We start from the raw sequence: 23,426 nt of genomic DNA on the forward strand, positions 1-23,426 counted from the left end.
ACGCGCGCCCTGATTTGGCCAGACAACCACCTACCAGGCCGAACTGGTCGTCCGCGACAGATACCGCCCGGTCCTGCCCTGCTCTAGAACCTCTCCGTCGGCGGCGATTGTCTGGCCGCGAAGGATCGTGCGGACGGGCCAGCCTTCGATCTCCATGCCCTCAAAGGGCGTGTAATCGGCGCCGTGGTTCAGGCTCGCTTGGCGGATCACCGCCTTGCGTTCGGGATCCCAGAGCGTGATATCCGCATCTGCGCCGATCACCAGCGCACCTTTTTGCGGGTAGAGGCCGTAGAGCTTGGCAGGGTTGGTCGAGGTGAGCGCCACAAAACGCTCGATACTGATCCGACCCTTGCGCACCCCTTCCGAGAACAGGATGGGCAGCCGCGTCTCCACGCCGGGGATGCCGTTCGGCACCCATTTGAACGAGGTGCGTGCGCGGGGATTGTCCTTGCCGGTCTCGTTGGCGCCTTGGAAATAGAACGGGCAGTGATCAGACGAAAAGATGTCGAAGGTGCCGTCGCGCAGCCCCTCCCAGATCGCGTCTTGGCTGTCTGTGTCCCGTGGCGGCGGCGAGCAGACATATTTCGCGCCCTCGAAATCCATGTTCAGCCCTTTGAGATCGTCTCGTGTCAGGACGATGTATTGCGGGCAGGTTTCGGCGAAGACCTTCATGCCACGCTTCTTCGCCCATTGGATTTGCTCCATCGGGTCGCGACCCGAAACATGCACGATCATCACGGGCACGTCGGTCAGCTGCGCGTGGCTGATCGCGCGATGGGTCGCCTCTCTCTCGGCGATTTCGTGATGCGCCACGGCGTGGTAATAGGGCGCGGTCTTGCCCTCTTCCTCGAGCCTGCGGGTCATGTGCTTGATCGCGTCGTGGCCTTCGGCATGGACCATCACCAGCGCGCGCTCGCGACGGGCAACGTCGAAGACATCGAGAAGCTCTGCATCGTTCAGCACCAGATCGTCATAGGTCATGAAGACCTTGAACGAGGTGTAACCATCGCGCACGAGCGCCGGGAGTTCCTGCCCCAGAACCTGCGGCGTCGGGTCGGATACGATCAGATGGAAGGAGACATCCGTATAGCACGCGCCTTCGGCCTTCTCGTGATAGGCCATCAGACATTCCCGCAGAGAGCTGCCTTTGACCTGCAGCGCGAAAGGCAAAACCGTGGTATTGCCGCCTGCCGCCGCCGACCGGGTGCCGGTCAGGAAGTCATCGGCCATCACCGTGCCGTCCGAGGTGGGCTGCGCGAGATGGACATGGGCGTCGACCCCGCCCGGCAGCACCATCAGACCAGTGGCGTCGATCTCTTCGCGCGCATCCGTGATTTCCGATGCGATTTCAACGATCTTGCCGTCGCGAATGCCCAGATCGGCGCGGAACTGATCCGAGGCGGTCACCAGCGTGCCGCCCCGGATCGCGAGATCGCACCCCGCCCTCACGACGCCATCCGCATCTGGGAGGTGATACTCGCAAGCGCCTCGGTCAGCGCGTCGACCTGCGCCACCGAATTGTAATGAACCATCGAGACGCGAAGGCAGCCGCTCTGCCCGGTTTCCTTCAGATCCTCGACCAGACGGCGCGAATGGAAATCGCCAAAGCGGATCGCGATGCCGAACTTGTCCATCTCGCGGGCCACCATCTCCGAGTTGAGATCGTCGAACTTGAAGGCGATCGTGGGAACCCGCCCCTCTTCCATTCCGCGCCCGATGATGCGGCAATCATTTCGCGCCTCAAGCCAGGAAATCAGGCGACCGGCCAAGACATCCTCCTGCCGGGCTATGCCTGCATAGGCTGCCTCGAGGCGTGCGCGATCGCTTCCCTCGCCGCCCAGATGCGTGCCAAGCGCGATCAGGTAATCGACGACGCCCACAGTGCTATAGGCCAGCTCGTAATTCGGATTGCCGGGCTCGAGCTTTCCCGGGACTTTGTCCTTGCCGTAGAAATAGTGATACTGGCCATCGAGCTCGCCGAGCAGATCATATTTGCCATACATGATCGCCATATGCGGCCCGTAGCACTTGTAGATGCTGAAGATGTAGTAATCGACATCCCAGTCCTGCACATCGATCGCGCGATGCGGCGCATAAGCGACCCCGTCGACGCAGATGCGTGCGCCGCGCTCATGCACGAAATTCGCAAACTCCTTCACCGGGTTGATCGAGCCGAGGATGTTCGAGACGTGATGGATGCAGACCAGCTTCGTGCGCGGGGTCATCAACGGCTCGAGATCCTCGAGACGCATTGACATCGAGGCCTGATCTAGCGGCCAGTTCTTGATGACGATGCCGAATTCGCGCAGCGCATCCCACGGCCCGATATTGGACTCGTGATCCGCGTGGCTGACGATAATCTCGTCGCCGGGCTGCAACTGGCCGCGCATGGCCGAGGCGAGCGTGCGCACGAGTTGCGTGGTCGAGGGGCCAAAAACGATCTCTTCGGGGCGCGCGGCATTGACGAGGGTCTTCGCGGCTTCGCGCCCCAACATCAGCCCTTCGGCCGCCGCTTTCGACACGGCGTAGCTACCACCGGTCTGCACGTTGCGATGGATCAGGAACTCGCTGATCTTGTCGACCGCGCCCTGAACGATCTGGCTGCCGCCCGCGTTGTCGAAAAACACCCAATCGGCGGCGAGCCCCGGAAAATGTCCCCGAATGAAGTCGAGATCGATCGCGTCCTGCGCTGTGTTCATCTTGATATCCTACTCTTTGATCAATGGCTCAGCACAGCGCTGAGAAAATTCAGCGTGCGGGCTTCACGCGGCGCACCAAGCACCTGCTCGGGCGTGCCGGTCTCGATGACCTCGCCCCCATCCATGAAGATCACCCGATCGGCGACCTGACGGGCGAAGCCCATCTCGTGCGTGACAACGATCATCGTGACACCGGTGCCGGCGAGCGACTTCATCACATCGAGCACCTCGCCCACCATCTCGGGATCGAGCGCGGAGGTCGGCTCGTCGAAGAGCAACACCTGCGGCTCCATCGCGAGCGCCCGGGCAATCGCCACCCGCTGTTGCTGCCCGCCCGAAAGCTGGCCCGGATACTTGTCGGCCTGCTCGACGATGCCGACCCGGCGCAGAAGTGTCTCGGCCTGCGCCGCAGCGTTGGCTCGCGAAGTGCGGCGCACGCGGCGTGGGGCCAGCATGACGTTCTCGAGGACGGTGAGATGCGGGAAGAGGTTGAAGCTCTGGAACACCATGCCGACTTCGGCGCGCACCTTCGCCAAGGCCCGCCCCGGAAGGACCGGGATGCCGTCGACGCGGATTTCGCTCGCGCGGTCGAAATCCTCCAGGCGGTTGATGCAGCGGATCAGCGTTGACTTGCCCGACCCCGAGGGACCGATCACGCAAACTACTTCGCCTTTTTCGATCTCCAGATTGATCCCGCGCAGCGCTTCGTAGCTGCCGTAATATTTGCGCAGATCTCGGATGCTCACATAGCCCTTCATACGCGCCTCCCGGAATTGAAACGGTTCTCCAGACGCGACACCAGCAGCACCGCCGGCCAGAGGAAAACGATATAGATCAGCGCGGCGCCGATCAGCGGCGAGGGGTTCGCCGCGAGCGCCTGCGCCTGTGTCGCCTGTTTCAGAAGGTCCGGCATCGCGACCACGGAGGCGAGCGCTGTGTCCTTCATCACGTTGATCGAGTTGTTGGTCAGCGGCGGGATCACGATCCGGATCGCCTGCGGCAGGATCACGTCGACCATCGTCTGGCGGTGGCTCAGCCCCAGCGCCTCGGAGGCCTCGAACTGGCCGTTCGGGATCGCCTCGATACCGGCACGAAAAATCTCCGCCGTATAGGCGCCGGAGACAAGCGTCAGCGCGGTCATCGCCGAAGCAAAGGACGACAGGCGCACGCCGAGGAAGGGCAACGCGTAATAGACAACGATCAGCAGCACCAGAAGGGGGATCGAGCGGAACACGTCGATATAGATCTTCGTCAGCAGACGCACCGGCGCCACGCCGTAGAGTCGAAGCATGGAGAGGATTAGGCCGAGGACCAGACCCGCCACGATGCTCGCCACGCCCAGCTGAAGCGTCAGCCAGAGGCCGCTCAGAAGCATAGGCACGCTTCGCTGCAATACCTCGAAGTTCAGGAATGTATCAAAAAACGTCATGAGACTCTTTCGGTGAGAAGCGCGTCCCCGCTGAACGGAGACGCGCCCGAGGTCGTTACTTCAGCGAGGGCATGTCCATGACCGTGACGGTGGAGGTATCCGCCTCAGGCGCGACGCCGAACCACTTCTCATGCAGCTTGGCGATCGTGCCATCCTTCTTGAGCTCGGTGATGATGTCGTTCACTTCGCTGGCCAGCGGCGCGTCCTTGGCGAACATCATCGAGTATTTCTCGCCCGTCGCGATCCGCTGGACGACTTTCAGCTGCGGCTTGTCCTTCACGTAGTAGAGAAGCGCCGGAATATCGGAGATGTAGCCGTCGATCCGCCCCGCCGTGAGGTCGAGCATCGCAGGCGCCAGACCCTCATAGCGCTTGATCTCGGAGAAGCCGTATTCTGCGTTATGCTCGGTCGCCCACATGTCGCCGGTAGAGCCAGTGTCGACACCGACGATCTTGCCCTTCATCTCGTCGAGCGATTGCGGCCCGCTCGCGAGCGCGGTCAGCGACTGGTCGCTATCGTAATAGGGCTGCGCGAAGGAGACCGATTTCAGGCGCTCGTCGGTGATGGTGATCGACGAGATCGCCGCATCGATCCGGCCCGACTGCACGGCCGAGAAGAGACCGTTGAAGGGGATGTTCACGATTTCGACGTCGCGCCCGAGTTTCGCGGCAACCGCATCGACCAGATCGACCTCGAAGCCGACGTTCTTGCCGGTCTCGTCCTGAAACTCCCACGGCACGTTCCCGATATTGGCGCCGACGGTGAGCGTCTCCGCCCAGGCGCTCGTCCCGAGGGCAGTCACTGCAACGAAGGCCATCGCGGCGATCTTTCCAAATTTTCCAGACATGTTCGTTTTCCCTGTTGATCGTCGTTTTATTTTGCTTAACTGGCATGACCGGTCAGACCGGTCTGACCTTTTGAAACATGCTTTCCCCGATCTGACAAGGAACTTCTTTGATGTTGGCGGGCGCAGGGGGCTATAGATTTAATAACTGCCAGCTTAAGAGGCGCTGCATGGATTTCACGAACGACAAGAGCCCCGTCACCCAGACGGTCGCGCGCCAGCTGCAAGAAATGATCCGCACCGGAGCGCTGAAAAAAGACGAGCGGCTGCCCTCGCAGCGCGTGCTGTCAGAACAGCTGGGCGTTTCGCGCGCATCCCTTCGCGAAGCCCTGCTGACGCTGGAAACGATCGGCCTCGTGCGCACCTACCCTGCCCGCGGCACTTTCGTGACCGGCGCTCAGACAGGCAAGCCCGCCGCGATGGATCAGTGGCGCTTCGAGGAGCAGTATTCCATCCTCGACGTCTTCCAGTCTCGCCTTCTGATCGAAGCGGAACTCTGCCGCCTCGCCGCCCCCCACGTGACGCCCGAGATTGCGGACGAACTGCGGCGTGCGACGGAGGAATTCGAGCAGGCATGGCGCAAGGAAGATCTCGTGACCCATGTCGAAGCCGATCTCACCTTCCACAATATCATCGCGCAAACCTGCCCCAACGCCATGCTGCGCCGCCTTCACCAATCCGTGCGCGACCTTCTCACCGAGACCCAGCGCGTGCCAATCCCGAATACCGAAGTCGGCCGCATGAACGCCTCGATCAAAGAGCACAGGGCGATCCTGGAAGCACTCACGCGGCAGAATGCGAACGATGCCGCGGATGCGATGCGAGAGCATATCCGCAATACTGCGCTGTGTGCCGGCGTAGAGATTTAAGGGAACGAGGCTCCTCTGCCTGCGCTTGAGTTCTCAAATCCCCCCGTTTGCGGAATGCTGATGCACGTCGGGGTTTCAGCGCACCCAACACCTTCTGCAAGGAATTGAAGAACATAGAATCCAGATGTGTCTGGATGTCGCGAAACGACCCCCGATTTGGCTGGATACCTATCTCTGGATACAGTTCTCCGGTCGGCTCATGCAGTAATGCTGTTAAGAGGTTTCAGTCGGATATCCCACGGATGATCTGCTTGAGCCAACGTTGCGCCAGTTGCACTCTTTCCGCGTTACACCGCCTAGGCCGGGGAACGTGTTGGCGCAAGTCACCCACCGCGGGGCCAGCGCCTTGCAAATCTCGCAGGAGTTCTCCACGCAACACGTGCTGGAACGCAAGCGCAGGGGCGAAGCTTGCCTCCCTAGACTGTGGGTCCGACGTCGGCGAACCTCATGACGACTTAGCCTCGTCCACTCCAGCGCGGCCAGGTCATTCGCACCATCGGCTTGGTCAGGTCACATTCGCCAAGGTAGGTCGCGGCACGGCGCGCAACGTTTTCTCCAAGGCACTCATTGCTGAAGGGTAAGGTTGCGCGAGCCCTGCCCAGGGACCATATCCCACCGGCCAATAAGACGGGGGGACTGCATGACTTTGCGCGACCGGATCGCGATGACGCTCGACACGTCGACTTTTAGGAACACGATCACGGGCGTGATCCTGTTCAACGCGTTGCTTCTTGGACTGGAGACTTCAGAACGCGCGATGGCCCTCGCTGGCGATCTGATCCGGCTGCTCGATATGCTATGCCTGTCGGTCTTCGTGATCGAGATCGGGCTGAAGCTGTTCGTGCAGCGGCTGGGCTTCTTCCGCTCTGGCTGGAACCTCTTTGACTTCACCATCGTCGGCGTGTCGCTTCTGCCCGGCGCACAGGTCTTCAGCGTGCTGCGGGCGCTGCGCGTGTTGCGTCTGTTGCGCATCATCTCGGTCGCGCCGCGCCTGCGCAGGGTGGTCGAGGGGCTGATCAACGCGCTGCCGGGCATGGGTAGCGTATTCCTGCTGATGGGCATCATCTTCTACATCGCGAGCGTCATGGCGACGAAACTCTTCGGCACGAGCTTTCCGGACTGGTTCGGCTCGCTCGGGCAATCGGCCTATTCGCTGTTCCAGATCATGACGCTCGAGAGCTGGTCGATGGGCATTGTGCGCCCGGTGATGGAAACCCACCCTCTGGCTTGGGCATTCTTCGTGCCCTTCATCATGGTCACGACCTTCGCGGTGGTGAACCTTCTGGTGGGCCTGATCGTGAACTCGATGCAAGATGCCCATTCCGAAGAGGAGACCACGCGCACCGATGCCTATCGCGACGAGGTGCTGCTACGGCTCGAGGCGATCGAACAGCGGATCGGCGATCTGCGCGAGGCAGCTCCGCCCCGCGATTGAGCCCGTTTCTGAGCGCGCGCGTATAGACAAAGACTAGCCCGATCTCAGGAGACCCCGCGCGATGCGCCTGCGCCCGACCCCGACTTTCCCACCTGTTTCGTCCGCGCCTGATCCGGTGCGCGCCCGATGACAGATCGCTCGCGCCGAGTTCCCAAGACGCGCCTCACGCGCTTCGCCGCCTTCGGTCAGATGGCGGGCGGGATCGCGGCGGGGGCATTGGGCGAAGGGGCGCGCAAACTGGCCAAGGGCGAGCGCCCGCAGCTTTCCGACCTTATCCTGACACCCGCAAACGCGCGCCGCGTCACCGATCAGCTGGCGCGGCTGCGCGGGGCGGCGATGAAACTCGGGCAGATGATTTCGCTCGATGCAGGCGATGTTCTACCGCCCGAGTTGACCGAAATCCTTGCGCGGCTGCGCGAGGCGGCGAATGTGATGCCGCCCAAACAGCTGGATCGGGTTCTGGCGGCACAATGGGGGCCGGACTGGCGCAAAAAATTCGCGCGCTTCGAGGCGCGCCCGATTGCGGCAGCCTCGATAGGCCAGGTGCATCGGGCAGTGCTCCATTCGGGGCGCGAGCTGGCGGTGAAGGTGCAATATCCCGGCGTCGCGACGAGCATCGACGCCGATATCGACAATGTCGCGGCGCTGCTGCGCTATTCGGGGCTCCTGCCGGCCGGGCTCGATATCCGGCCGCTTCTGGCCGAGGCCAAGCGGCAGCTTCATGAGGAGGCCGATTACCTCCGCGAGGCGGAACAGATGCGCCGCTATCGCGCCCTGATGGAGGAAGACCCGCGCTTCGTGATCCCCGAACCGATCGAAGATCTACTCCGCCCGACGATCCTGCCAATGGATTTCGTCGCAGGCGCCCCGATCGAAACCCTGGCCGAGGCCGATCAGGCCACGCGCGACGAGGTCACCTCGGCGCTCCTCGCATTGGTCCTGCGTGAGTTGTTCGAATTCGGCTACATGCAGACCGATCCGAATTTCGGCAATTTCCGCTGGCAGAAAGAGCAAGGCCGGATCGTGCTGCTGGATTTCGGCGCCGCCCGGGCGATCCCGCCCGAGACGACAGCCTCCTACCGCCGCTTGCTGCGTGCGGGGCTCGACGAAGATCCGGCAAAGCTGCGCATGGCCCTTCTGGAGATTGGCTTCGTGTCTGAGGCACAGCTGACCCGGCACGGTGTCGCCTTCGACGAGATGATCGAAATATTGCTCGCGCATGTCGCGCGAAGCCGGCCCGAGGGGGCGCTCTTCGACTTCTCCGACCGCAGTTTCGTCGAGGCGTTGCGCGAACGCGCGGCCCCAATCATGGCGGATCGGGCGAACTGGCATCTGCCGCCCGCGCAAACCCTGTTCGTGCAACGCAAGATCAGCGGCACCGCGCTTCTTAGTGTGCGGATGCGCGCCCAAATGCCCTTGATCGAAATGGTCCGCCCCTATGCCGAGGGTAGCCTGCGCGGTTCCATGAGCGCTTCAGATCTAAACACGGCAACACGCCCGCCTAGATCTTGACCGGGGGACGGACGTCCATCGGCCTCGAACCCATCGCCTCCGCCCAAGGGACGACTGAGAGCAAACTCGACACGCTGCAAAAGACTGCGCGGATTTCGCAGAAAGAGGCGGTGACGACGGAAATTCCGAGACTTTCGGCGGGCGTCACGTCCAGTTGAGATGAGGACGTCGAACCCGCCGCGCACAGGCATCGCTTGAAAACCGCGTCCGCTTGCAACAAGACTTGGGCTCGAGCAGAGACGAGGCCGATGTGACGCAAGAGATGTCCCCCGAGGCGCAACCCGGGTCGGGAGATGACCCGATCGACATGCGGATCATGGCGATCTTTCCCGAGCTGACCCCCAGCGAGAAACGCCTTGCCGAGGTCGTGCTCGAAGCGCAATCGACCCTGTCGAGCTACACGGCGGCGGAACTCGCCGAAAGCGCGGGAATCTCCTCGGCCACGGCGGCGCGCTTTTTCAAGCGGCTGGGTTATCGCAATTACAACGAGGCGCGGCTGCATTCGCGGCGCAATGGTAGCTGGGGCTCGCCGCTGAGCGAATTGAGCGACGGCACCGCGCCGGGACAGCTCGCCGATCACTTTGCACAGGACATGCAGAACCTGACCCGCAGCACCGAGATCCTGTCGGAGGAGGCGGTGCGCGACGCGGTTGAGCACCTCGCCTCGGCGCGCCGGATCTGGGTTCTCGGCTATAGGAACTCGCGGGCGCTTGCGATCTACGCCCGCGCCTTGCTGCTCAATCTGAAATCGGACGTGCAGCTTCTGCCCTATGAGGGCGCGTCGCTCGCCGAGGATGTCGCGGGGTTTGCGCCGGGCGATGTGCTGCTTGCGATCGGGCTGCGGCGCAGGCCGCGCGCACTCGGCGAAGTGATGACGGTCGCGCGCGAGGCGGGCATCCCGACGATCCTGATCGGCGACCCTACCGTGGCGCAGACCGCACGCCACGCGACGATCACTTTACGCTGTCACAATCGCGGTCAGGGCATCTTCGACAGCATGGTCGTCGCGATGAGCCTGATCAACTTCCTCTGTTCGAGCCTGGTGGACTCGCTTGGCCCCGAAGCCCGGAAGCGACTCGCTCGGATTGAGGACCTTCATGCGCGTTTCGATGACCTCGGACCGCCCCCGGAGAGCCTCGAGGCGTTCACCAAGGCTGCAAAACAGGACAAATAGCGCCTAAAAACTGCGCATAGCCCGAATGAAAGCGTATTTTCATTTTTAGAGTTTTGTGAAATAATTCTTTCCTGCGAAGGTGACCTCGCCATCTCATGCAGCGAAAGGATATGCCATGGATCGCCGACTATTCCTGAAATCTGCGCTTGCGGGCACCGCTCTCGGGGCGTTCGGCCCGGCGGGACGAGCGCTGGCCGCGACCGATCTTCTGTGGATGACCTGGGAGAACCTCGCGAAAGACGACTATCTCGCGCCCTTCCTCGACAGCCATGACGTCGACCTGACCAAAACCTTCATCGGCACCGATGATGAGCAATTCGCGAAACTGCGCGCCGGCGGGGCCTCCTCGGTCGATCTGATCACGCCCGGCCTCGACAAGGTTTCTTACTACACCGCGTCGGACCTTCTGCAGCCGATCGACTTCGACAAGGTGCCGAACGCGAAGCTCCTCTACGACACGTTCAAGAAGACCGATCTGGGCAAGACCGACGGCCAGACCTACGGCATCCCCTTCTATTGGGGCATCAACCCGATCGTCTATCGCGCCGACCTGATGGATGGAGAGCCCGATTGGTCCGTCTTCTTCGAAGGCGACAAATACAACGGCAAGCTCGCGATGCGCGATTACGCGCTCGAAGGGATCATGATCGCCGCGATGTATCTGGGCATCCCGCGCGACGAGATGTTCACGATGGACGACAAGCAGCTCGCCGAAGTGAAGAAAGTGCTGATGATCCAGAAGAGCAAGCTGCGCACCTACTGGAACTCGATTGGCGACCTGACCAATCTCTTCGCGACCGGCGAAGTGGTCTGCGCCTTCTCCTGGGTGCCGCCCTATTACGACCTGAAGGAAAAGGGTCTCGAAATGGGGATGGCCAAGCCCAAGCAAGGCGTCATCGGCTGGTGCGATACGATCGCCGTTCCGAAAGGCGTCGAGGGCGCGCGCCGTGATGCGGTGTTTGAACTGGTGAACTACCTGCTCGGCCCGACTTACGGCAAGAAGCTCGCCTATGGCGGTCCCTATGCGCAATCGACCTCCGCCGCGCGCGACGAGATCGACGAAGCCCAGCAGGAAAAGATCTTCATCAAGGATCTGTCGGTGATGGACAACTTCGTCTGGAAGCAAAATCCGCCGCGCTACAACGACTGGGTCGCACTCTGGAACGAAGTGAAGGCCAGCTAAGAATGACCGAGGCAGGTTCCGGGCCAACGGGTGGGCAGGGGCAGACAATGCCCCTGCTCCGCGCGCGCGCCCTTCGCAAAACATATGGCACCGTGCAGGCCGTGCGCGGTGTGAATTTCCGGCTCGACGAGAATTCCTATGTCACGCTGCTGGGGCCTTCGGGCTGCGGCAAGACCTCGATCCTGCGCATGATCGGCGGGTTCGAGGAGGTGAGCGAGGGGATGCTCGAGCTTGACGGTAAGAAGATCAACGACGTGTCCCCAAGCGCCCGCCCGATCAACACCGTCTTCCAGAGCTACGCCCTCTTCCCGCATCTGAGCGTGCTCGAAAACGTGGGCTTTGGGCTGCGCTACAAGGGTCTGAGCCGCAAGCAAGAGCGCGAGAAGGCCCGCGCGGCGCTGGAAACCGTGCAAATGACCGCGATGGCCGACCGCCGCCCGCGCCAGCTCTCGGGCGGGCAGCAACAGCGCGTGGCGCTGGCCCGTGCGATCGCCAACGAGCCGCGCCTTCTGCTGCTGGACGAGCCGCTCTCCGCGCTCGACCGGCGGATGCGCAAGGACATGCAGATCGAGCTGAAAGACCTTCAGCGGCGACTGAAAATGACGTTTCTCCATGTCACCCACGATCAGGAAGAGGCCTTCGCGCTCTCGGATTGGATCATCGTGATGCGTGACGGGATCATCGAACAACAAGGCGCCCCGGATACGATTTATCGCCGTCCCGAGACCGCGTATGTGGCCGATTTCATCGGGGGCGCGGCCTGCGTGCCGGGCAAGGTCACCGACACCGCCATCGGGGCCTATGAGATCGAGACGCCTTTGGGCCAGTTCGCGACGCCAGGCGTGCGTGGCCTCAATGTCGGCGCTCCCGCCGTGCTCTGCCTGCGCCCCGAGCAACTGTTCCTCGACCCGCAGGGCCGGATTTCCGCGCGCGTGACCCATGCCGTTTATCGCGGCGCGGAGTGGCTGGTCGAAGCCGAGGCCGCGGGCACCACACTGGCGCTGACCGTCGGCCATGACGACGTGCCCGAGATCGGCGCAGAGATCCGCATCGGCTTCGATCCCGCGCAGGTCTGGATCGCGAAAGCCGAGGCGGAACAGAAGGCAGGGCAGACTACGGAGGCCAAGCCATGAGCCTGCGCGTCGGCACGCTCCTCGCCGCCCCGGTGACGGCCTTCCTGCTGGCGCTTTGCGTGGCGCCGCTGCTGATCCTCTTTGCCTACAGCTTCTTCCGCGTCGATTTCGTCGCGATATCTTACGACCCGTCCTTCGCGAATTACGCAAAGATCGCGGGCTCTGCGACCTATCGCGGGCTGATCCTGAAAGCCTTTGGTTCGGGCGCGCTCGTGGTCGCGATCACCGCCGTGATCGGCTACCCGGTCGCGTGGTTCCTTGCCAAACGCGCGGGCGCTATGAAATCCGCGCTTCTGACGCTGCTGTTGGTGCCACTTTATTCCGGCGATCTGGTGCGAGTGTTTGCGTGGCGCGTGTTGCTGGGCGCCGAAGGCGTCATCAACCGCTCGCTGATCTGGGCGGGCGTCTCCGACGCACCCATTCAGGGGCTGCTGTTTTCACCGCTCGCGACCCATATCGCGCTGACCTACAACTACCTGCCCTTCATGGTGATCGGGCTGTGGCTCGCCTTCGAGAGTCTCGATGACGCGTGGCTGGAAGCCGCCGCCGATCTCGGCGCGCGCAGCCCCAGCCGCTTCGCCCGCGTGACCCTGCCGCTGACCTTCCCCGGCCTGGTAGCGGGCGGGCTGATGGTCTTCGTGATGGTGGTCGGCGATTACCTCACGCCGCAACTTCTGGGCGGGGCCTCGGGCATCACCGTGATCTCCGCGATCAACGACCTCTTCGGCACTGCCTTCGACTGGCCGCTGGGCTCGGCCATCGCCTGGACGATGCTCGCGATCCTGATGGCTTTCTTTGCCGTGGGCGCGATGCTGATCCGCCGCTCCAGCCTTGTGGGAGGGTCCTGACATGTCGCGTCTCTCCACGCTTTGGGTCTGGGCGGTCTTCGTCTTCATGTATCTGCCGATCGCGATGATCGCGCTGTTTTCGGTCAACGATTCCAAGATCATGTCCCTGCCATTCTCGGGCTTCACCCTGAAATGGTATGCCGAGGTGATGGGCGACGGACGCCTGGGCGGGGGCTTCCTGACCACGCTGAGCGTCGCTTTCCCCGTCGCGATCTGCGCGACGCTTCTGGGCGGGCTCGCCGCTTTGGCGATCAGCTTCTACCCGATGCGCGGGCGCGGCATTTTCGCGGTGCTGCTGCTCGCGCCCTTCCTGATCCCGAAACTGATCCTCGCCGTGGCGCAGCTGATCATGTTCAACGAGACCGGGGTGGCGCGCAGCCTGCTCACCGTGATCGCCGCGCAGACGGTGATCGTGCTGCCCTTCTCGACGCTAGTGATCGCCTCGGTGCTGATCCGCATCGATCGCGGGTTGCTGGAAGCCGCAGCCGATCTGGGCGCCTCCGGCCTCTCGGCCTTCCGCCGGGTAGTGCTGCCGCTCATGGCGAACGGGCTGATGGCGTCGTGGGTCGTAGCCTTCGTGCTCTCCTCCGCCGAATACGTCCTGACCGCTTTCGTTTCGGGCCGCGCGCAACCGCTTTCGGTGCTCGTCGCCTCCGACTTCCGCTTCGCGCTGTCTCCCTCACTCAACGCGCTCGCCGTGATGATCGTGTTCGGCAATATCGCCCTCGTGGCGCTGGCCGAGCTGATCCGCCGCCGCGCCTCCAAGACGGGGGCCTGAGCGCGATGACCAACCACAAGGACCCTATCATGATTTTCGAAAATGCCCTCGGAGAGGGGCAGTCCAACGAGCTCATTCTGAACCCGCATTACGACACCGCGAAAGGCTATGGGCCCAAGCAGGAGGCCGTTTTGAACGATGCGGCCTTCGATCTGGCCAAGCGCACGATTTCTTCGTGGGAAGGCTACGCGCCGACGCCCCTCGTCTCGCTGCCCGCGATGGCAGCGAAGGCGGGCGTGGCCGAGATCCAGTTCAAGGACGAGGGCGGACGCTTCAGCCTCGGCAGCTTCAAGGCGCTTGGCGGCGCCTACGCCGTGCTGCGGCTTCTGGCCCGGGAGATCGCAAAGGCGAGGGACATCCCCGAGCCCAGCGCCGAAGACATCGTCGCGGGCAAATATGCGGACATCGTCTCGCAACTGACCGTCTGCTGCGCGACCGACGGCAATCACGGCCGCTCGGTCGCATGGGGCGCGCAGCGCTTCGGCTGCCGCTGTGTGATCTTCATCCATGCCACGGTTTCCGAGGGCCGCAAGGAGGCGATCGAGGCCTACGGCGCCGAGGTCCGCCGTTGCGCCGGCAATTACGACGACAGCGTCAGAGAGGCGCAAGAGACCGCCACGCGCGAAGGCTGGTTCGTCGTCTCCGACACCTCCTATCCGGGCTATACCGAAATCCCGAAAGACGTGATGCAGGGCTACGAGCTCATGGCGGCGGAAGCGGCCGATACGCTTGGCATCCCGCCCACCCATATCTTCATCCAGACCGGCGTCGGCGGGCTGGCGGCGGCGGTCGCGGCGCAGTTCGCCCGCCGCTATGGCCGGGAAGCCCCGCGGGTAATCCTCGCCGATCCCGACCAATCGGCCTGCTGGCTCGAGACGATCCGCGAAAGCAAACCCACTGCCGTCGAGGGAGATCTGGACACGCTGATGGCGGGTCTGGCCTGTGGCGAGGTCTCGCTGCTGGCCTGGGACGTGCTGGAGCCTCTGGCTTTCGCGGTGATGTCCGTGGCCGACCCGGATGCCGTTGCGGTGATGCGCGCGCTGGCCAACCCCGAGGGGGACGATCCGCCGGTGGCCGCCGGAGAATCCGCTGTGGCGGGGCTCGCCGCCTTCCTCGCAGCTGCCGCGAATGACGAAGCACGCGCAACCCTCGGGATCGACGCGCATTCGCGCATCCTGTGCTTCGGCACGGAAGGCGACACCGACGCCGCGCTGTTCAAGACCCTCGTCGGTCGCAGCGCCGCTGAAGTGCGAGGCGCGGCATGAGTATCACCATCGACATCACGCGCCTCATGGCGCGACTGGACCGGCTGGGGCAGATCGGCGCGCTGTCCGGAGGCGGCGTGAAGCGCCTCGCGCTCAGCCCTGAAGACGCCGAAGGCCGCGCCCTCGTAATGCGCTGGATGCGCGAGTTGAGTCTCGAGATCACCACGGACGTCATCGGCAATTGCTGGGGCATCCGCGCGGGCGAGGAGGACGGCCCGCCAGTCGTGATGGGCTCGCATATCGACACGGTCGCGACGGGCGGTCTCTATGACGGCAGCCTCGGCGTGTTGGCCGGATTGGAAGTGATCGAGGCGCTCAATGTCGCTGGCGCGCGCACCCGCCGCCCCGTTGCGGTCGCGTTTTTCACCAATGAGGAAGGCGCACGCTTCGCCCCGGACATGATGGGCTCGGGCGTGGCGCAAGGCGTGCTGCCGCTCGACGAGATGCTGGAGGTGGAAGGCATCGACGGGGTGCGCCTGCGCGATGCGCTCGCCGCCATTGATGCCGCAGGCCCCGCCCCGGTCGGCGCGCTGAAACCGCACAGCTATCTGGAACTGCATATCGAACAGGGCCCGGTGCTGGAAACCGAGGAGCTGGAGATCGGCGTCGTGACCGGCGTGCAGGGCATTTCCTGGACCGAGATCGCCGTGACAGGCGCCTCGGCCCATGCGGGCACGACGCCGATGGCGCTGCGCCGCGATGCGGGGGCCGTGATGGCAAGGATCGCAGTCGAAGCCCAGCAGATCGCTGCAGATCACGGGCCGCCACAGGTCGCGACCGTGGGTCGCATGCGCGTCTCACCCGATCTGGTCAACGTGGTGCCGCAAGAGGCGGTGATGACCGTCGATCTGCGCCATACCGACGAGGCTACGCTGCAAAAGGCCGAGACCCGGCTTTGGCGCGCAGCGCAGGAGTTCGCACGCGCCGGGGGATGCGCGATCACCCGCCGAACGCTGGCCCGCTTCGCGCCGGTGGAGTTCGACCCGGCGCTGGTCGACCGTATCGCAGCTGCCGCCGAAGCACGCGGGCTGCGCCATCGCCGTATGCCTTCAGGCGCAGGCCATGATGCGCAGATGTTCGCGCCCAATTGCCCCTCGGCCATGATCTTCGTGCCCTCAAAGGACGGGATCAGCCACAACATTCACGAATATACCGCCCCCTCGGACATCGCGGGCGGGGCACAGGTGCTGATGGATGTCGTCTGCCAGCAGGCGGAGCTTCAGGACGCGCCCGAATTTCAAACGATCGAGACAGGACAATTGCCATGACCCGCAAATTCATTGCCGCCGCCGCACAGCTTGGACCGATTGCGCGTGACGAGCCGCGTGCCTCTGCCGTGGCGCGAATGCAGAAGCTTTTGATCGAAGCCCATCGGCGCGGCGCGGAACTGGTCGTCTTCCCCGAACTGGCGCTGACCACCTTCTTCCCGCGCTGGCTGATCGAAGACGAGGCCGAGCTCGACAGCTTCTATGAAACCGAGATGCCGAATGCCGAGGTTCAACCACTGTTCGACACCGCCCGCGAACTCGGCGTCGGCTTCTATCTCGGCTATGCGGAGATCGCCTACGAGAACGGTCAGAAGCGCCGCTTCAACACCTCGATCATGGTCGACAAGAGCGGCCAGATCATTGGCAAATACCGCAAGATCCACCTGCCCGGCCATCCGGAATACGAAGACTGGCGCCCCTTCCAGCATCTGGAGAAACGCTATTTCGAACATGGCAATCTCGGCTTCGGGGTTTTCGACGGCTTCGGCGGCAAGCTGGGCATGTGCCTGTGCAACGACCGCCGCTGGCCCGAGACGTTCCGCGTGCTGGGCTTGCGCGGGGCGGAACTGGTGATGCTGGGCTACAACACGCCGGTGCATTACCCGCTCGCCCCGGAGCATGACCACCTTCAGGATTTCCACAACCATCTGTCGATGCAGGCAGGCGCTTATGCGAACGGGTGCTGGGTAATCGGCACAGCGAAAGCGGGGCGCGAAGAGGGCTGCGACCTGATCGGCGGCACATGCATCATCGCGCCGACCGGCGAAATCATCGCCAAGACCCAAGGGTTCGGCGACGAGTTGGCCATGGCGGAAATCGACCTCGACCGCTGCCGCGAGCTGCGCGAGAACGTCTTCAACTTCGCGCTTCACCGAGAGCCGGACGACTACCGCGACATCTGCGCAGGATAAGAAAGTGGTCGAGTGTCGGGACTACTGATCAGCGCAGCGGCGCATTCGAAGCGGCGGACTGTTTCGCATACGCCAAACTGCGCTCGCTTTCAGGTCGAGCCATTCGAAGGATCATCCCCCGCGTCGTCGGCTTCGTCCGCCTTTTCGCCGAAATAGGCATCGCCGGACAGAGGCTGCGAATTGAACCAACGGATGTCTTCCGCGCTCAGGCTCGCCACATCTTTGATATACCGGCGCTCACGCATCATAATCCAGAAGGCCGCCGCAGCGAACACGCCCATCAGGATCATACCGGCTGTCACATTCCAGTCCATATCGCGCTCCTTCCATCGAAATTAGACCGGATAGGGTTAAATAAGTCAAACTGGCCCGAGATCATTGCTTCGCCAGAAGCGCCTATGAGAAGAAGCGTAGGGAGGCCGATGCTTGTCGCAGTTTCCGCCGCAGCGCCGAGGGCAGGTCACTTGGCGTATCGGCACGTCCGCGAGAACTGCTATAGCTGCTTACAAGGAGCGCGCCGTCGCGCAGCTCAAACAAGCGCCGTCAGCGTCCCTGATCAAACGAGACAAAGCCCACACTTTCAGGCTATAATTGAGTTTTACGGAGGACCACGTATGGAAGATCTTTTCAGGAAACGGCAGGAGGAAAAGGCGCGAAGCCGCGCGAAGGATGAAGAACGTCTGGCTAAGGGCGAGGTCGATCCTGTCGAGTTGCAGCGTCAGAATTTCGTGTTCAAGAAAGTCCGAGCCGACCGGGTCGGCTTCGTGAAGAGTCGCGAACCGAAATCCGTCAAATTCCTCAGCCTTTGAGGCTGCTATGTCTATCGATCAGGATCTGGCTCGAGCGAGAACTCAACGCCCAAGACTCCTCGGCGAGTTGGAGACATTGCTCCGAGCGCGCAATCCGGACCTCGATCTCTTCGTCTCGGCCCTCGCCCATTATGGCGAGCCTGGATTGGCCCAACTCCATCTCCATGGCGTCGAGAGCGACCGCGAACGTAGATCCCGGCTGTTGAAATATGCGACAGTCTGGCTTTTGGAGCGCGGCATATCGATCGAGCTTCAGGAGGGACGCGACGTCTATGACATTCGTCCACGGCGCGAGGCCCATGGGGGCACAACTCAAGATATGGGATCTCTGGACGAGCTGGACGAGATCTGAAAGCGCTCGAACCAAGGTCGGCACAAGACAAAGTGCAGGGAACACTAAGAGGCTTTTGCGCCCCCTCCCCCTCGAAGCTGGGCGACCTTCCAATGCCCCGTATACCCTTTCTTCAAATGGGCCGCGACGATCTGAAAGCCGCTCTGTGGCCAGCTCTTCGGTGTGTCGACGAAGAGCAATTCCGCAATTCCGAATCCGGCCTCCTGGAGATCCCGCAACCGCGCCTTCGTCGTCAGATTGGTCAGCGGCGCGAGCCAGACGATATTTTCCGAGACCTGCATAGCGTGTCGCGTGAATGTCCGAAGCTCGGACCAGGGAGGATTGGTGACGACCCAATCCACCCGATCGGTCCAAGACAGAAAGTCGCGCCCCTCGCTGATTTCGCACCAGTGGCGCTCCAAGTGATCCGGGAAATGATCAAAGAACGCCCCTGCTCCGCGCGACGGATCGAGAACTCGCCCGGCCATCGCATGCGAAAAATGATCGACGATTGCTTTGGCCAGATCAGGCGGCGTCATGACCCGGTCCTGTTCCGCGTCATTTTTCGGCGGCACCAACCCGCGCCCCTTCGCCAGATCGCTCCGTTCCAAGGGCGTTCGGATGCGCAACGACCGCAATGCTGCGGCAAGCGTCGCAATCCGTCCGGAAAACTCCGTCTCCAAAGCGATGACCGTGACGCGGCTGCAACCGATCCGGCGCGCGAGAGCCTGCTGAGCAAAACCGCGCGCACGCCTTCGCTCCGCGAGCACGCGTCCCATATGCTCACCCGCCTTGGCAACACGCCAGCGCAGGCAAAGGACCGGCAAGACGGCCTCGAGCGAAAGGATCGTGCCTGCCCCGCTCTCCAGGGCGCGCACCGTCGGGATGCTGATATTGGCGCGGGAGGCAAGTTCAGCCTGTGTGAGCCCGCACGCCACCCGTTCGGCTCTCAGGAGCTCGGAAAAGGCCATGTGCGAAAATCTTTCCATCCAAAGCTCACAGATAGAAAGAAAAAGCGACAGAGCGCAACAGCTAGCGCTGCACCCTAGGCGCTCCCGAAAACGAGCGGCAATGAGCTCCGGCGAAATTTTCTCTGCCTCCCAAAAAATCGAAAACCCGTTTTTTTACCCCCAGCACCTAGACTGAATGCATCGCTAGATCCGCTCCGGATCGCCCTACCCGTTCCCGCCGAGCCTCGCTTGCGCGGTCTCAGGAGATGCATGCCATGGCCCACCGTCCTTTTGCGCCAAATATGCGAAAATCTCATCGAGCAACTGGGTTCACCAAGGCCGATGAAGAGCTTCTCGCGCGGCTCGTGAAAGCCCGACTGCATGTCGCCGAACTGATGCTGGAAAGAGCAATTTATGCTCCGATTTTCGAGAGACTGGAGCGCGAAATCGCGGCCATCGAGGCGCGCCGGATCGAGGATCCACTGGCCCGCGCGAGAGCGATCCTGCGTGGACTGCCAAGTGACGCGACTTCCCTGTCAGAAGACGATACCCCGGAGCCTTGGTAAGTCTAACTGGCGCCCCCGTCGAAGGGCAAGAATCCCGAATGCATCGGGCAGCTCAGTCGTCATGCGAAAAACGAGAGGCAAAAATCCCCAAACGCCTTCTACCTGTCTAAGTCAAAAAACAAAGAACCAAGACGCTCAAGAATCAACAAATAGCTCAAAAATCTTAAACAAATATCGCGAGACCACGCCGCGATACCTGCGAGCATGCCCACGACACCAACACACTTCAAATATCCGCCAACCCAAAATCCTGCCCCGCGCTGACATGCGACAGTCGCGGCGAGCTTCGAGACGATGGCTCGAAAACTTACGCCCACCAACTTCGTCGTTCCCAGTGACGCTGTCGCCCGAAAAGCATTGCCAACGAAGGACTACTCGCTTCACATTCATCGAATAAGCAGTTCTCAAAAGGATACAGACCGGTGGCTGGAAAATTCGAACTCTATAAGGACAAGGCAGGCGAATACCGCTTTCGGCTGAAAGCCGGGAACGGTGAGATCCTCCTAGCCAGCGAGGGGTATAAGCAAAAGGCAAGCGCCGAACAGGGCATCGCATCGGTGCGCAAGAACGCGCCGCAGGACGAGCGCTATGAGCGCAAGGCCACGGCGTCGGGCAAACCGATGTTCAATCTCAAAGCCACTAACGGCCAGATTATCGGGACCAGCGAAGCCTATAGCAGCGAAGCCGCCCGCGAGAATGGCATCAAATCGGTGAAAAACAATGCACCAGATGCCAAACTCGACGATCTGACATCCTGAAGGGGCGCCGCTCCGTCGGCGTAAGGCGCCCCGAAGGAGCGGACCATGGAGGATGCAATGGCCCTATTGAGCTTGGAAAACCCGGTCTTTGCGACTTACGTGATTGCAGCGGCCTTGATGGTGCTGAAAGTGATGGGCCAAGGCTGGATGACGGTCTACCGAATGCAGAAAACCAACTCCGGACTTGCGAGCCCGGAGGACGTTCAAACCGGCCTTCTCAATAAGGCGCCCGATCCGGCCCAGCTTGAGCTCAACGATTATGTTGATCGGTCTCGGCGTATGCATCGAAACGACCTGGAGAATATTCCGGCCTTCTGGGTGGCGGGTTTCCTGTTCGTCATGACCGATCCCGCACTTTGGGCGGCGCAGACTCTGATGTATGGCTTCGTTGCCGCTCGGATTGCGCACTTCTTGGCTTATGCCACGCGCCAAACCCACGAGGTCCGGGCGACCTTCTACACGATCGGGTCTCTGATCGTGATCTATATGGCCCTTCATGTTGTCTGGATCGCGATCGCATAGGCGCGAGCAAAAGGGAGGGGGCCTGCGCCTTCCAGCACAGCTAGGCGCCGCGACGGCCGACTCGCCGGTCTGGACGCATACGTTCCGTAGCCACAGAGACCAGCGTCACCGCTGAAAACGCGGTTCTTGCAGCATTTGCACGGGGCAATCCCGGCTCGTCTTACCCAAATCAAATCTAAACTCACACTCGACGCCCCCTCGGATACACCCTCATCCGAGGCTTCTTACCCTTCCGCAGCGCCACCCAGGTTCTACTACGGATACCCGACCGACACGTTAACGATCCGCGTTGTCCCAACCATGATTTCGGCTGCGTGATGCGTGTGCCCAAAGAACCATTCCTTTGGCTGGTATTCATGGATGAGATCGGTGAGGTCGCTCGCATAGCACCAGCCAAGCTTCCGTGCTTCCGGAAGAGCGTCGACCACAGGGCAGTGATGCGTGACCACTGCGGTCTCCCCATCAAAACGCTCCGCCAGCTTCGAGCGCAGCCAAGAGAGATGCTCGCGGTGTTTCGCGATCGTATCAGCCGGTCGAACTTTCCGGTATCCCGCAGCGGCCATCCGGATATAGCGATAATCGTTCATCTTCGCCCGGGCATCCAGATCACGACTCTCGAGAGTTCCTTGTCCCTCCTGGAAGTCCGTCCAGAGCGTGCAGCAAAGGTATCGCCTGTTCCCGAGAATGATCTCTCGCCTTTGAGCGAAGTTTGCCCCAGCGTCGCACGCGATCTGCTCGAGGCGATCATCACCGTCGAGCGTGTGATTGTAGTAGTCGTGGTTTCCAGGCACGACATACACGCGCTCAAGATCGATGCGCCGCTCAATGACTTCGAGCGCCTGCCGCCATCGGATTTTTGGCTTGTTCGTCAGATCGCCTGCGATGATCATCAGATCCACTTCGCTGAAATCGATGCTCGCGAAGGCATCTCGACCCGCTTCGGCCCACATGTCCAAGTGAAGATCCGCCACGATTAGAGCTTTAGACATTCGTTCCGCTCCCCGCTTTCCGCTGAAATTGGCGGCAATCACATCAACATGTCGCGTCTGGGTGCGCGCAGAGATTTCGCAAGACGCCCGATCTGCCGCAGGCTTGGCGGCCGCCCGGCATCGCACATCTCCTCGATGAATACGCCCACGCGTTCAAGCTCTTCCGGCTCGGCATCGCCTCCGGCCGCGCGCTTGAAGAACGCCACCAGGTGTTCCGGCCGGCTCGCATCGACACGAAACACCTGACACCGGTCTAGAAGCGGTTCGGGGATCTGGTGCTCGTAGTTAGCGGTCAGGATCCAGTTCACATGGCTCAGGTCGAAACGCGTTCGCAAAAACGGACAAACGAAGTGCCCTGCGCTCGACCGCTCGAGCACCTGCAGAAGCGACGTCGTCAACGATGTCGCAGCAACAGATGCCGAACTGATCGTGCCACCGACTTTGCAGATCTCGTCCACAATGATCACCGGGTTCGCGACCGCGGTTTCCGTGATCAGTTCAACCGGCACGCCTGATCGGGCAGTGGACCATCCTTGCTCCATTCCGCTGACCCGGAACCCAGCGCCGCCAGCGCCCACGTCGATGATCTCTCGCGGCGTGCGTGCAAATTCAGCAACCAGCCGCGCGAAATGGGTCTTCCCGCACCCAGGCGAGCCGACAAGGATCATCGGATCGAAACGCAACCCGACGCCGCCAGCAGCAATATGCGCAAGTCCCTGGTTCATGATCGAAGTCGACACCTGGGCAAGCCATGGCGCCTCCTCATGCAAGGCAGCCGCGAGTTCATAAACGGAGTCCGGCGTATCTGGCCCCGCAAGTCGCGCCCCGCGCGCGTGCAAGGATCTAAGCCTCCTGATCGTCTCTTCGCTCGTGCCTTTGTCGACCTGGAATCCCGACGCCATCTTCTGATCGACGAGACGCTCGACAGCGCGACCGATCCGCTGATTTTCCGCCTTGATACGCTCACGCCCGTCCCGGGACAGATCGTCGAAAAGATCCGTGGACTCATCGTAAGTCTTGTCCTGCGGGAACAACCGACCACGCCGATTTACGAAGGCGGCATTGATCTTACTCGTGACAGTGGACCGAATAACGTTTGCTGAGACGGGCTTTTGAGAGAGAACAGGAACGCGCTTTTGCGCCATGGCTATCA

At 62.0% G+C, this 23,426-nt stretch carries 25 protein-coding genes; 16 read left to right on the forward strand and 9 right to left on the reverse strand.

Annotated elements, in window-relative coordinates; genetic code table 11:
• Window positions 1–30 precede the first annotated feature (30 nt).
• From hydA to B6V75_RS08130, 5 genes are read right to left on the reverse strand one after another with little or no spacing between them, the layout of a single operon-like run.
• Window positions 31–1,449: a dihydropyrimidinase gene (gene hydA / locus B6V75_RS08110; RefSeq protein WP_088719284.1), complete on the reverse strand. Its 1,419-nt coding sequence runs from the start codon at window positions 1,447–1,449 to the stop codon at window positions 31–33.
• Window positions 1,446–2,699: an aminotransferase class V-fold PLP-dependent enzyme gene (locus B6V75_RS08115; RefSeq protein WP_088719285.1), complete on the reverse strand. Its 1,254-nt coding sequence runs from the start codon at window positions 2,697–2,699 to the stop codon at window positions 1,446–1,448. The genes hydA and B6V75_RS08115 overlap by 4 nt, the downstream gene beginning before the upstream one ends.
• 20 nt (window positions 2,700–2,719) lie before the next feature.
• The gene (locus B6V75_RS08120; protein WP_088719286.1) at window positions 2,720–3,457 is read right to left on the reverse strand and encodes an amino acid ABC transporter ATP-binding protein; all 738 of its coding nucleotides are present in this window, start codon (window positions 3,455–3,457) and stop codon (window positions 2,720–2,722) included.
• Window positions 3,454–4,128 (reverse strand): amino acid ABC transporter permease, encoded by a 675-nt coding sequence (locus B6V75_RS08125; protein WP_075777111.1) that lies wholly within the window; start codon window positions 4,126–4,128, stop codon window positions 3,454–3,456. The genes B6V75_RS08120 and B6V75_RS08125 overlap by 4 nt, the downstream gene beginning before the upstream one ends.
• 55 nt (window positions 4,129–4,183) lie before the next feature.
• Window positions 4,184–4,975, reverse strand: coding sequence for an ABC transporter substrate-binding protein (locus B6V75_RS08130; RefSeq protein ID WP_075777110.1), 792 nt, complete (start codon window positions 4,973–4,975; stop codon window positions 4,184–4,186).
• Window positions 4,976–5,142: 167 nt separating this feature from the next.
• On the opposite strand from B6V75_RS08130, the gene B6V75_RS08135 reads away from it, so the two are divergent.
• The 11 genes from B6V75_RS08135 (at window position 5,143) to B6V75_RS08185 (ending at window position 17,348) form a co-directional block, all read left to right on the forward strand.
• Window positions 5,143–5,841 carry a FadR/GntR family transcriptional regulator gene (locus B6V75_RS08135; protein ID WP_075777109.1) on the forward strand — a complete coding sequence of 233 codons (699 nt, stop codon included), beginning with the start codon at window positions 5,143–5,145 and terminating at the stop codon, window positions 5,839–5,841.
• Between the two features lie 640 nt (window positions 5,842–6,481).
• Window positions 6,482–7,276 carry an ion transporter gene (locus tag B6V75_RS08140; protein ID WP_088719287.1) on the forward strand — a complete coding sequence of 265 codons (795 nt, stop codon included), beginning with the start codon at window positions 6,482–6,484 and terminating at the stop codon, window positions 7,274–7,276.
• A gap of 126 nt (window positions 7,277–7,402) precedes the next feature.
• The gene (locus B6V75_RS08145; protein ID WP_088719288.1) at window positions 7,403–8,788 is read left to right on the forward strand and encodes an AarF/ABC1/UbiB kinase family protein; all 1,386 of its coding nucleotides are present in this window, start codon (window positions 7,403–7,405) and stop codon (window positions 8,786–8,788) included.
• A gap of 250 nt (window positions 8,789–9,038) precedes the next feature.
• The gene (locus B6V75_RS08150; RefSeq protein ID WP_088719289.1) at window positions 9,039–9,962 is read left to right on the forward strand and encodes a MurR/RpiR family transcriptional regulator; all 924 of its coding nucleotides are present in this window, start codon (window positions 9,039–9,041) and stop codon (window positions 9,960–9,962) included.
• A gap of 115 nt (window positions 9,963–10,077) precedes the next feature.
• The gene (locus B6V75_RS08155) at window positions 10,078–11,145 is read left to right on the forward strand and encodes an extracellular solute-binding protein (protein ID WP_088719290.1); all 1,068 of its coding nucleotides are present in this window, start codon (window positions 10,078–10,080) and stop codon (window positions 11,143–11,145) included.
• Between the two features lie 47 nt (window positions 11,146–11,192).
• A complete protein-coding gene (locus B6V75_RS08160; protein WP_088719291.1) occupies window positions 11,193–12,278 on the forward strand; it encodes an ABC transporter ATP-binding protein in 1,086 nt (361 codons plus the stop codon).
• The gene (locus B6V75_RS08165; protein ID WP_075777098.1) at window positions 12,275–13,126 is read left to right on the forward strand and encodes an ABC transporter permease; all 852 of its coding nucleotides are present in this window, start codon (window positions 12,275–12,277) and stop codon (window positions 13,124–13,126) included. The genes B6V75_RS08160 and B6V75_RS08165 overlap by 4 nt, the downstream gene beginning before the upstream one ends.
• Window position 13,127: 1 nt before the next feature.
• Window positions 13,128–13,904 carry an ABC transporter permease gene (locus tag B6V75_RS08170; RefSeq protein WP_088719292.1) on the forward strand — a complete coding sequence of 259 codons (777 nt, stop codon included), beginning with the start codon at window positions 13,128–13,130 and terminating at the stop codon, window positions 13,902–13,904.
• A gap of 29 nt (window positions 13,905–13,933) precedes the next feature.
• Complete coding sequence (locus B6V75_RS08175; RefSeq protein ID WP_088719429.1) at window positions 13,934–15,169, forward strand: diaminopropionate ammonia-lyase; 1,236 nt, start codon at window positions 13,934–13,936, stop codon at window positions 15,167–15,169.
• Window positions 15,166–16,437, forward strand: a complete 1,272-nt coding sequence (locus B6V75_RS08180; protein ID WP_088719293.1) for a Zn-dependent hydrolase — start codon at window positions 15,166–15,168, stop codon at window positions 16,435–16,437. Before B6V75_RS08175 ends, B6V75_RS08180 begins: the two co-directional genes overlap by 4 nt.
• Window positions 16,434–17,348, forward strand: coding sequence for an N-carbamoyl-D-amino-acid hydrolase (locus B6V75_RS08185; protein ID WP_075777094.1), 915 nt, complete (start codon window positions 16,434–16,436; stop codon window positions 17,346–17,348). The genes B6V75_RS08180 and B6V75_RS08185 overlap by 4 nt, the downstream gene beginning before the upstream one ends.
• Window positions 17,349–17,437: 89 nt before the next feature.
• On the opposite strand, the gene B6V75_RS08190 is transcribed toward B6V75_RS08185, so the two are convergent.
• Window positions 17,438–17,662, reverse strand: a complete 225-nt coding sequence (locus B6V75_RS08190; protein WP_088719294.1) for a hypothetical protein — start codon at window positions 17,660–17,662, stop codon at window positions 17,438–17,440.
• 300 nt (window positions 17,663–17,962) lie between these two features.
• On the opposite strand from B6V75_RS08190, the gene B6V75_RS08195 reads away from it, so the two are divergent.
• Together B6V75_RS08195 and B6V75_RS18440 are read left to right on the forward strand one after the other, a co-directional pair.
• Window positions 17,963–18,157, forward strand: coding sequence for a hypothetical protein (locus B6V75_RS08195; RefSeq protein ID WP_088719295.1), 195 nt, complete (start codon window positions 17,963–17,965; stop codon window positions 18,155–18,157).
• A gap of 7 nt (window positions 18,158–18,164) precedes the next feature.
• Window positions 18,165–18,509, forward strand: a complete 345-nt coding sequence (locus tag B6V75_RS18440) for a hypothetical protein (RefSeq protein ID WP_146735114.1) — start codon at window positions 18,165–18,167, stop codon at window positions 18,507–18,509.
• Window positions 18,510–18,553: 44 nt separating this feature from the next.
• Here B6V75_RS18440 and B6V75_RS08205 read toward each other — a convergent pair whose 3' ends face one another.
• Window positions 18,554–19,477, reverse strand: a complete 924-nt coding sequence (locus tag B6V75_RS08205; RefSeq protein WP_088719297.1) for a helix-turn-helix transcriptional regulator — start codon at window positions 19,475–19,477, stop codon at window positions 18,554–18,556.
• A 236-nt stretch (window positions 19,478–19,713) separates the two neighbouring features.
• Here B6V75_RS08205 and B6V75_RS08210 point away from each other — a divergent pair, with 236 nt between their 5' ends.
• The 3 genes from B6V75_RS08210 (at window position 19,714) to B6V75_RS08220 (ending at window position 21,284) form a co-directional block, all read left to right on the forward strand.
• A complete protein-coding gene (locus B6V75_RS08210) occupies window positions 19,714–20,004 on the forward strand; it encodes a hypothetical protein (protein WP_088719298.1) in 291 nt (96 codons plus the stop codon).
• Between the two features lie 422 nt (window positions 20,005–20,426).
• Entirely contained in the window at window positions 20,427–20,762 is a 336-nt protein-coding gene (locus B6V75_RS08215) for a YegP family protein (RefSeq protein WP_088719299.1), read from the forward strand.
• Between the two features lie 45 nt (window positions 20,763–20,807).
• The gene (locus tag B6V75_RS08220; protein WP_233243218.1) at window positions 20,808–21,284 is read left to right on the forward strand and encodes an MAPEG family protein; all 477 of its coding nucleotides are present in this window, start codon (window positions 20,808–20,810) and stop codon (window positions 21,282–21,284) included.
• A 254-nt stretch (window positions 21,285–21,538) separates the two neighbouring features.
• On the opposite strand, the gene B6V75_RS08225 is transcribed toward B6V75_RS08220, so the two are convergent.
• On the reverse strand, window positions 21,539–22,273 hold the full coding sequence (locus tag B6V75_RS08225; protein ID WP_088719300.1) for a metallophosphoesterase: 735 nt from the start codon (window positions 22,271–22,273) through the stop codon (window positions 21,539–21,541).
• Window positions 22,274–22,311: 38 nt separating this feature from the next.
• Complete coding sequence (locus tag B6V75_RS08230; RefSeq protein WP_146735115.1) at window positions 22,312–23,418, reverse strand: AAA family ATPase; 1,107 nt, start codon at window positions 23,416–23,418, stop codon at window positions 22,312–22,314.
• Window positions 23,419–23,426: the final 8 nt, after the last annotated feature.

The sequence above is a fragment of the Thioclava sp. F1Mire-8 genome (genome assembly GCF_002213165.1).
Classification (GTDB): Bacteria; Pseudomonadota; Alphaproteobacteria; order Rhodobacterales; family Rhodobacteraceae; genus Thioclava; species Thioclava nitratireducens.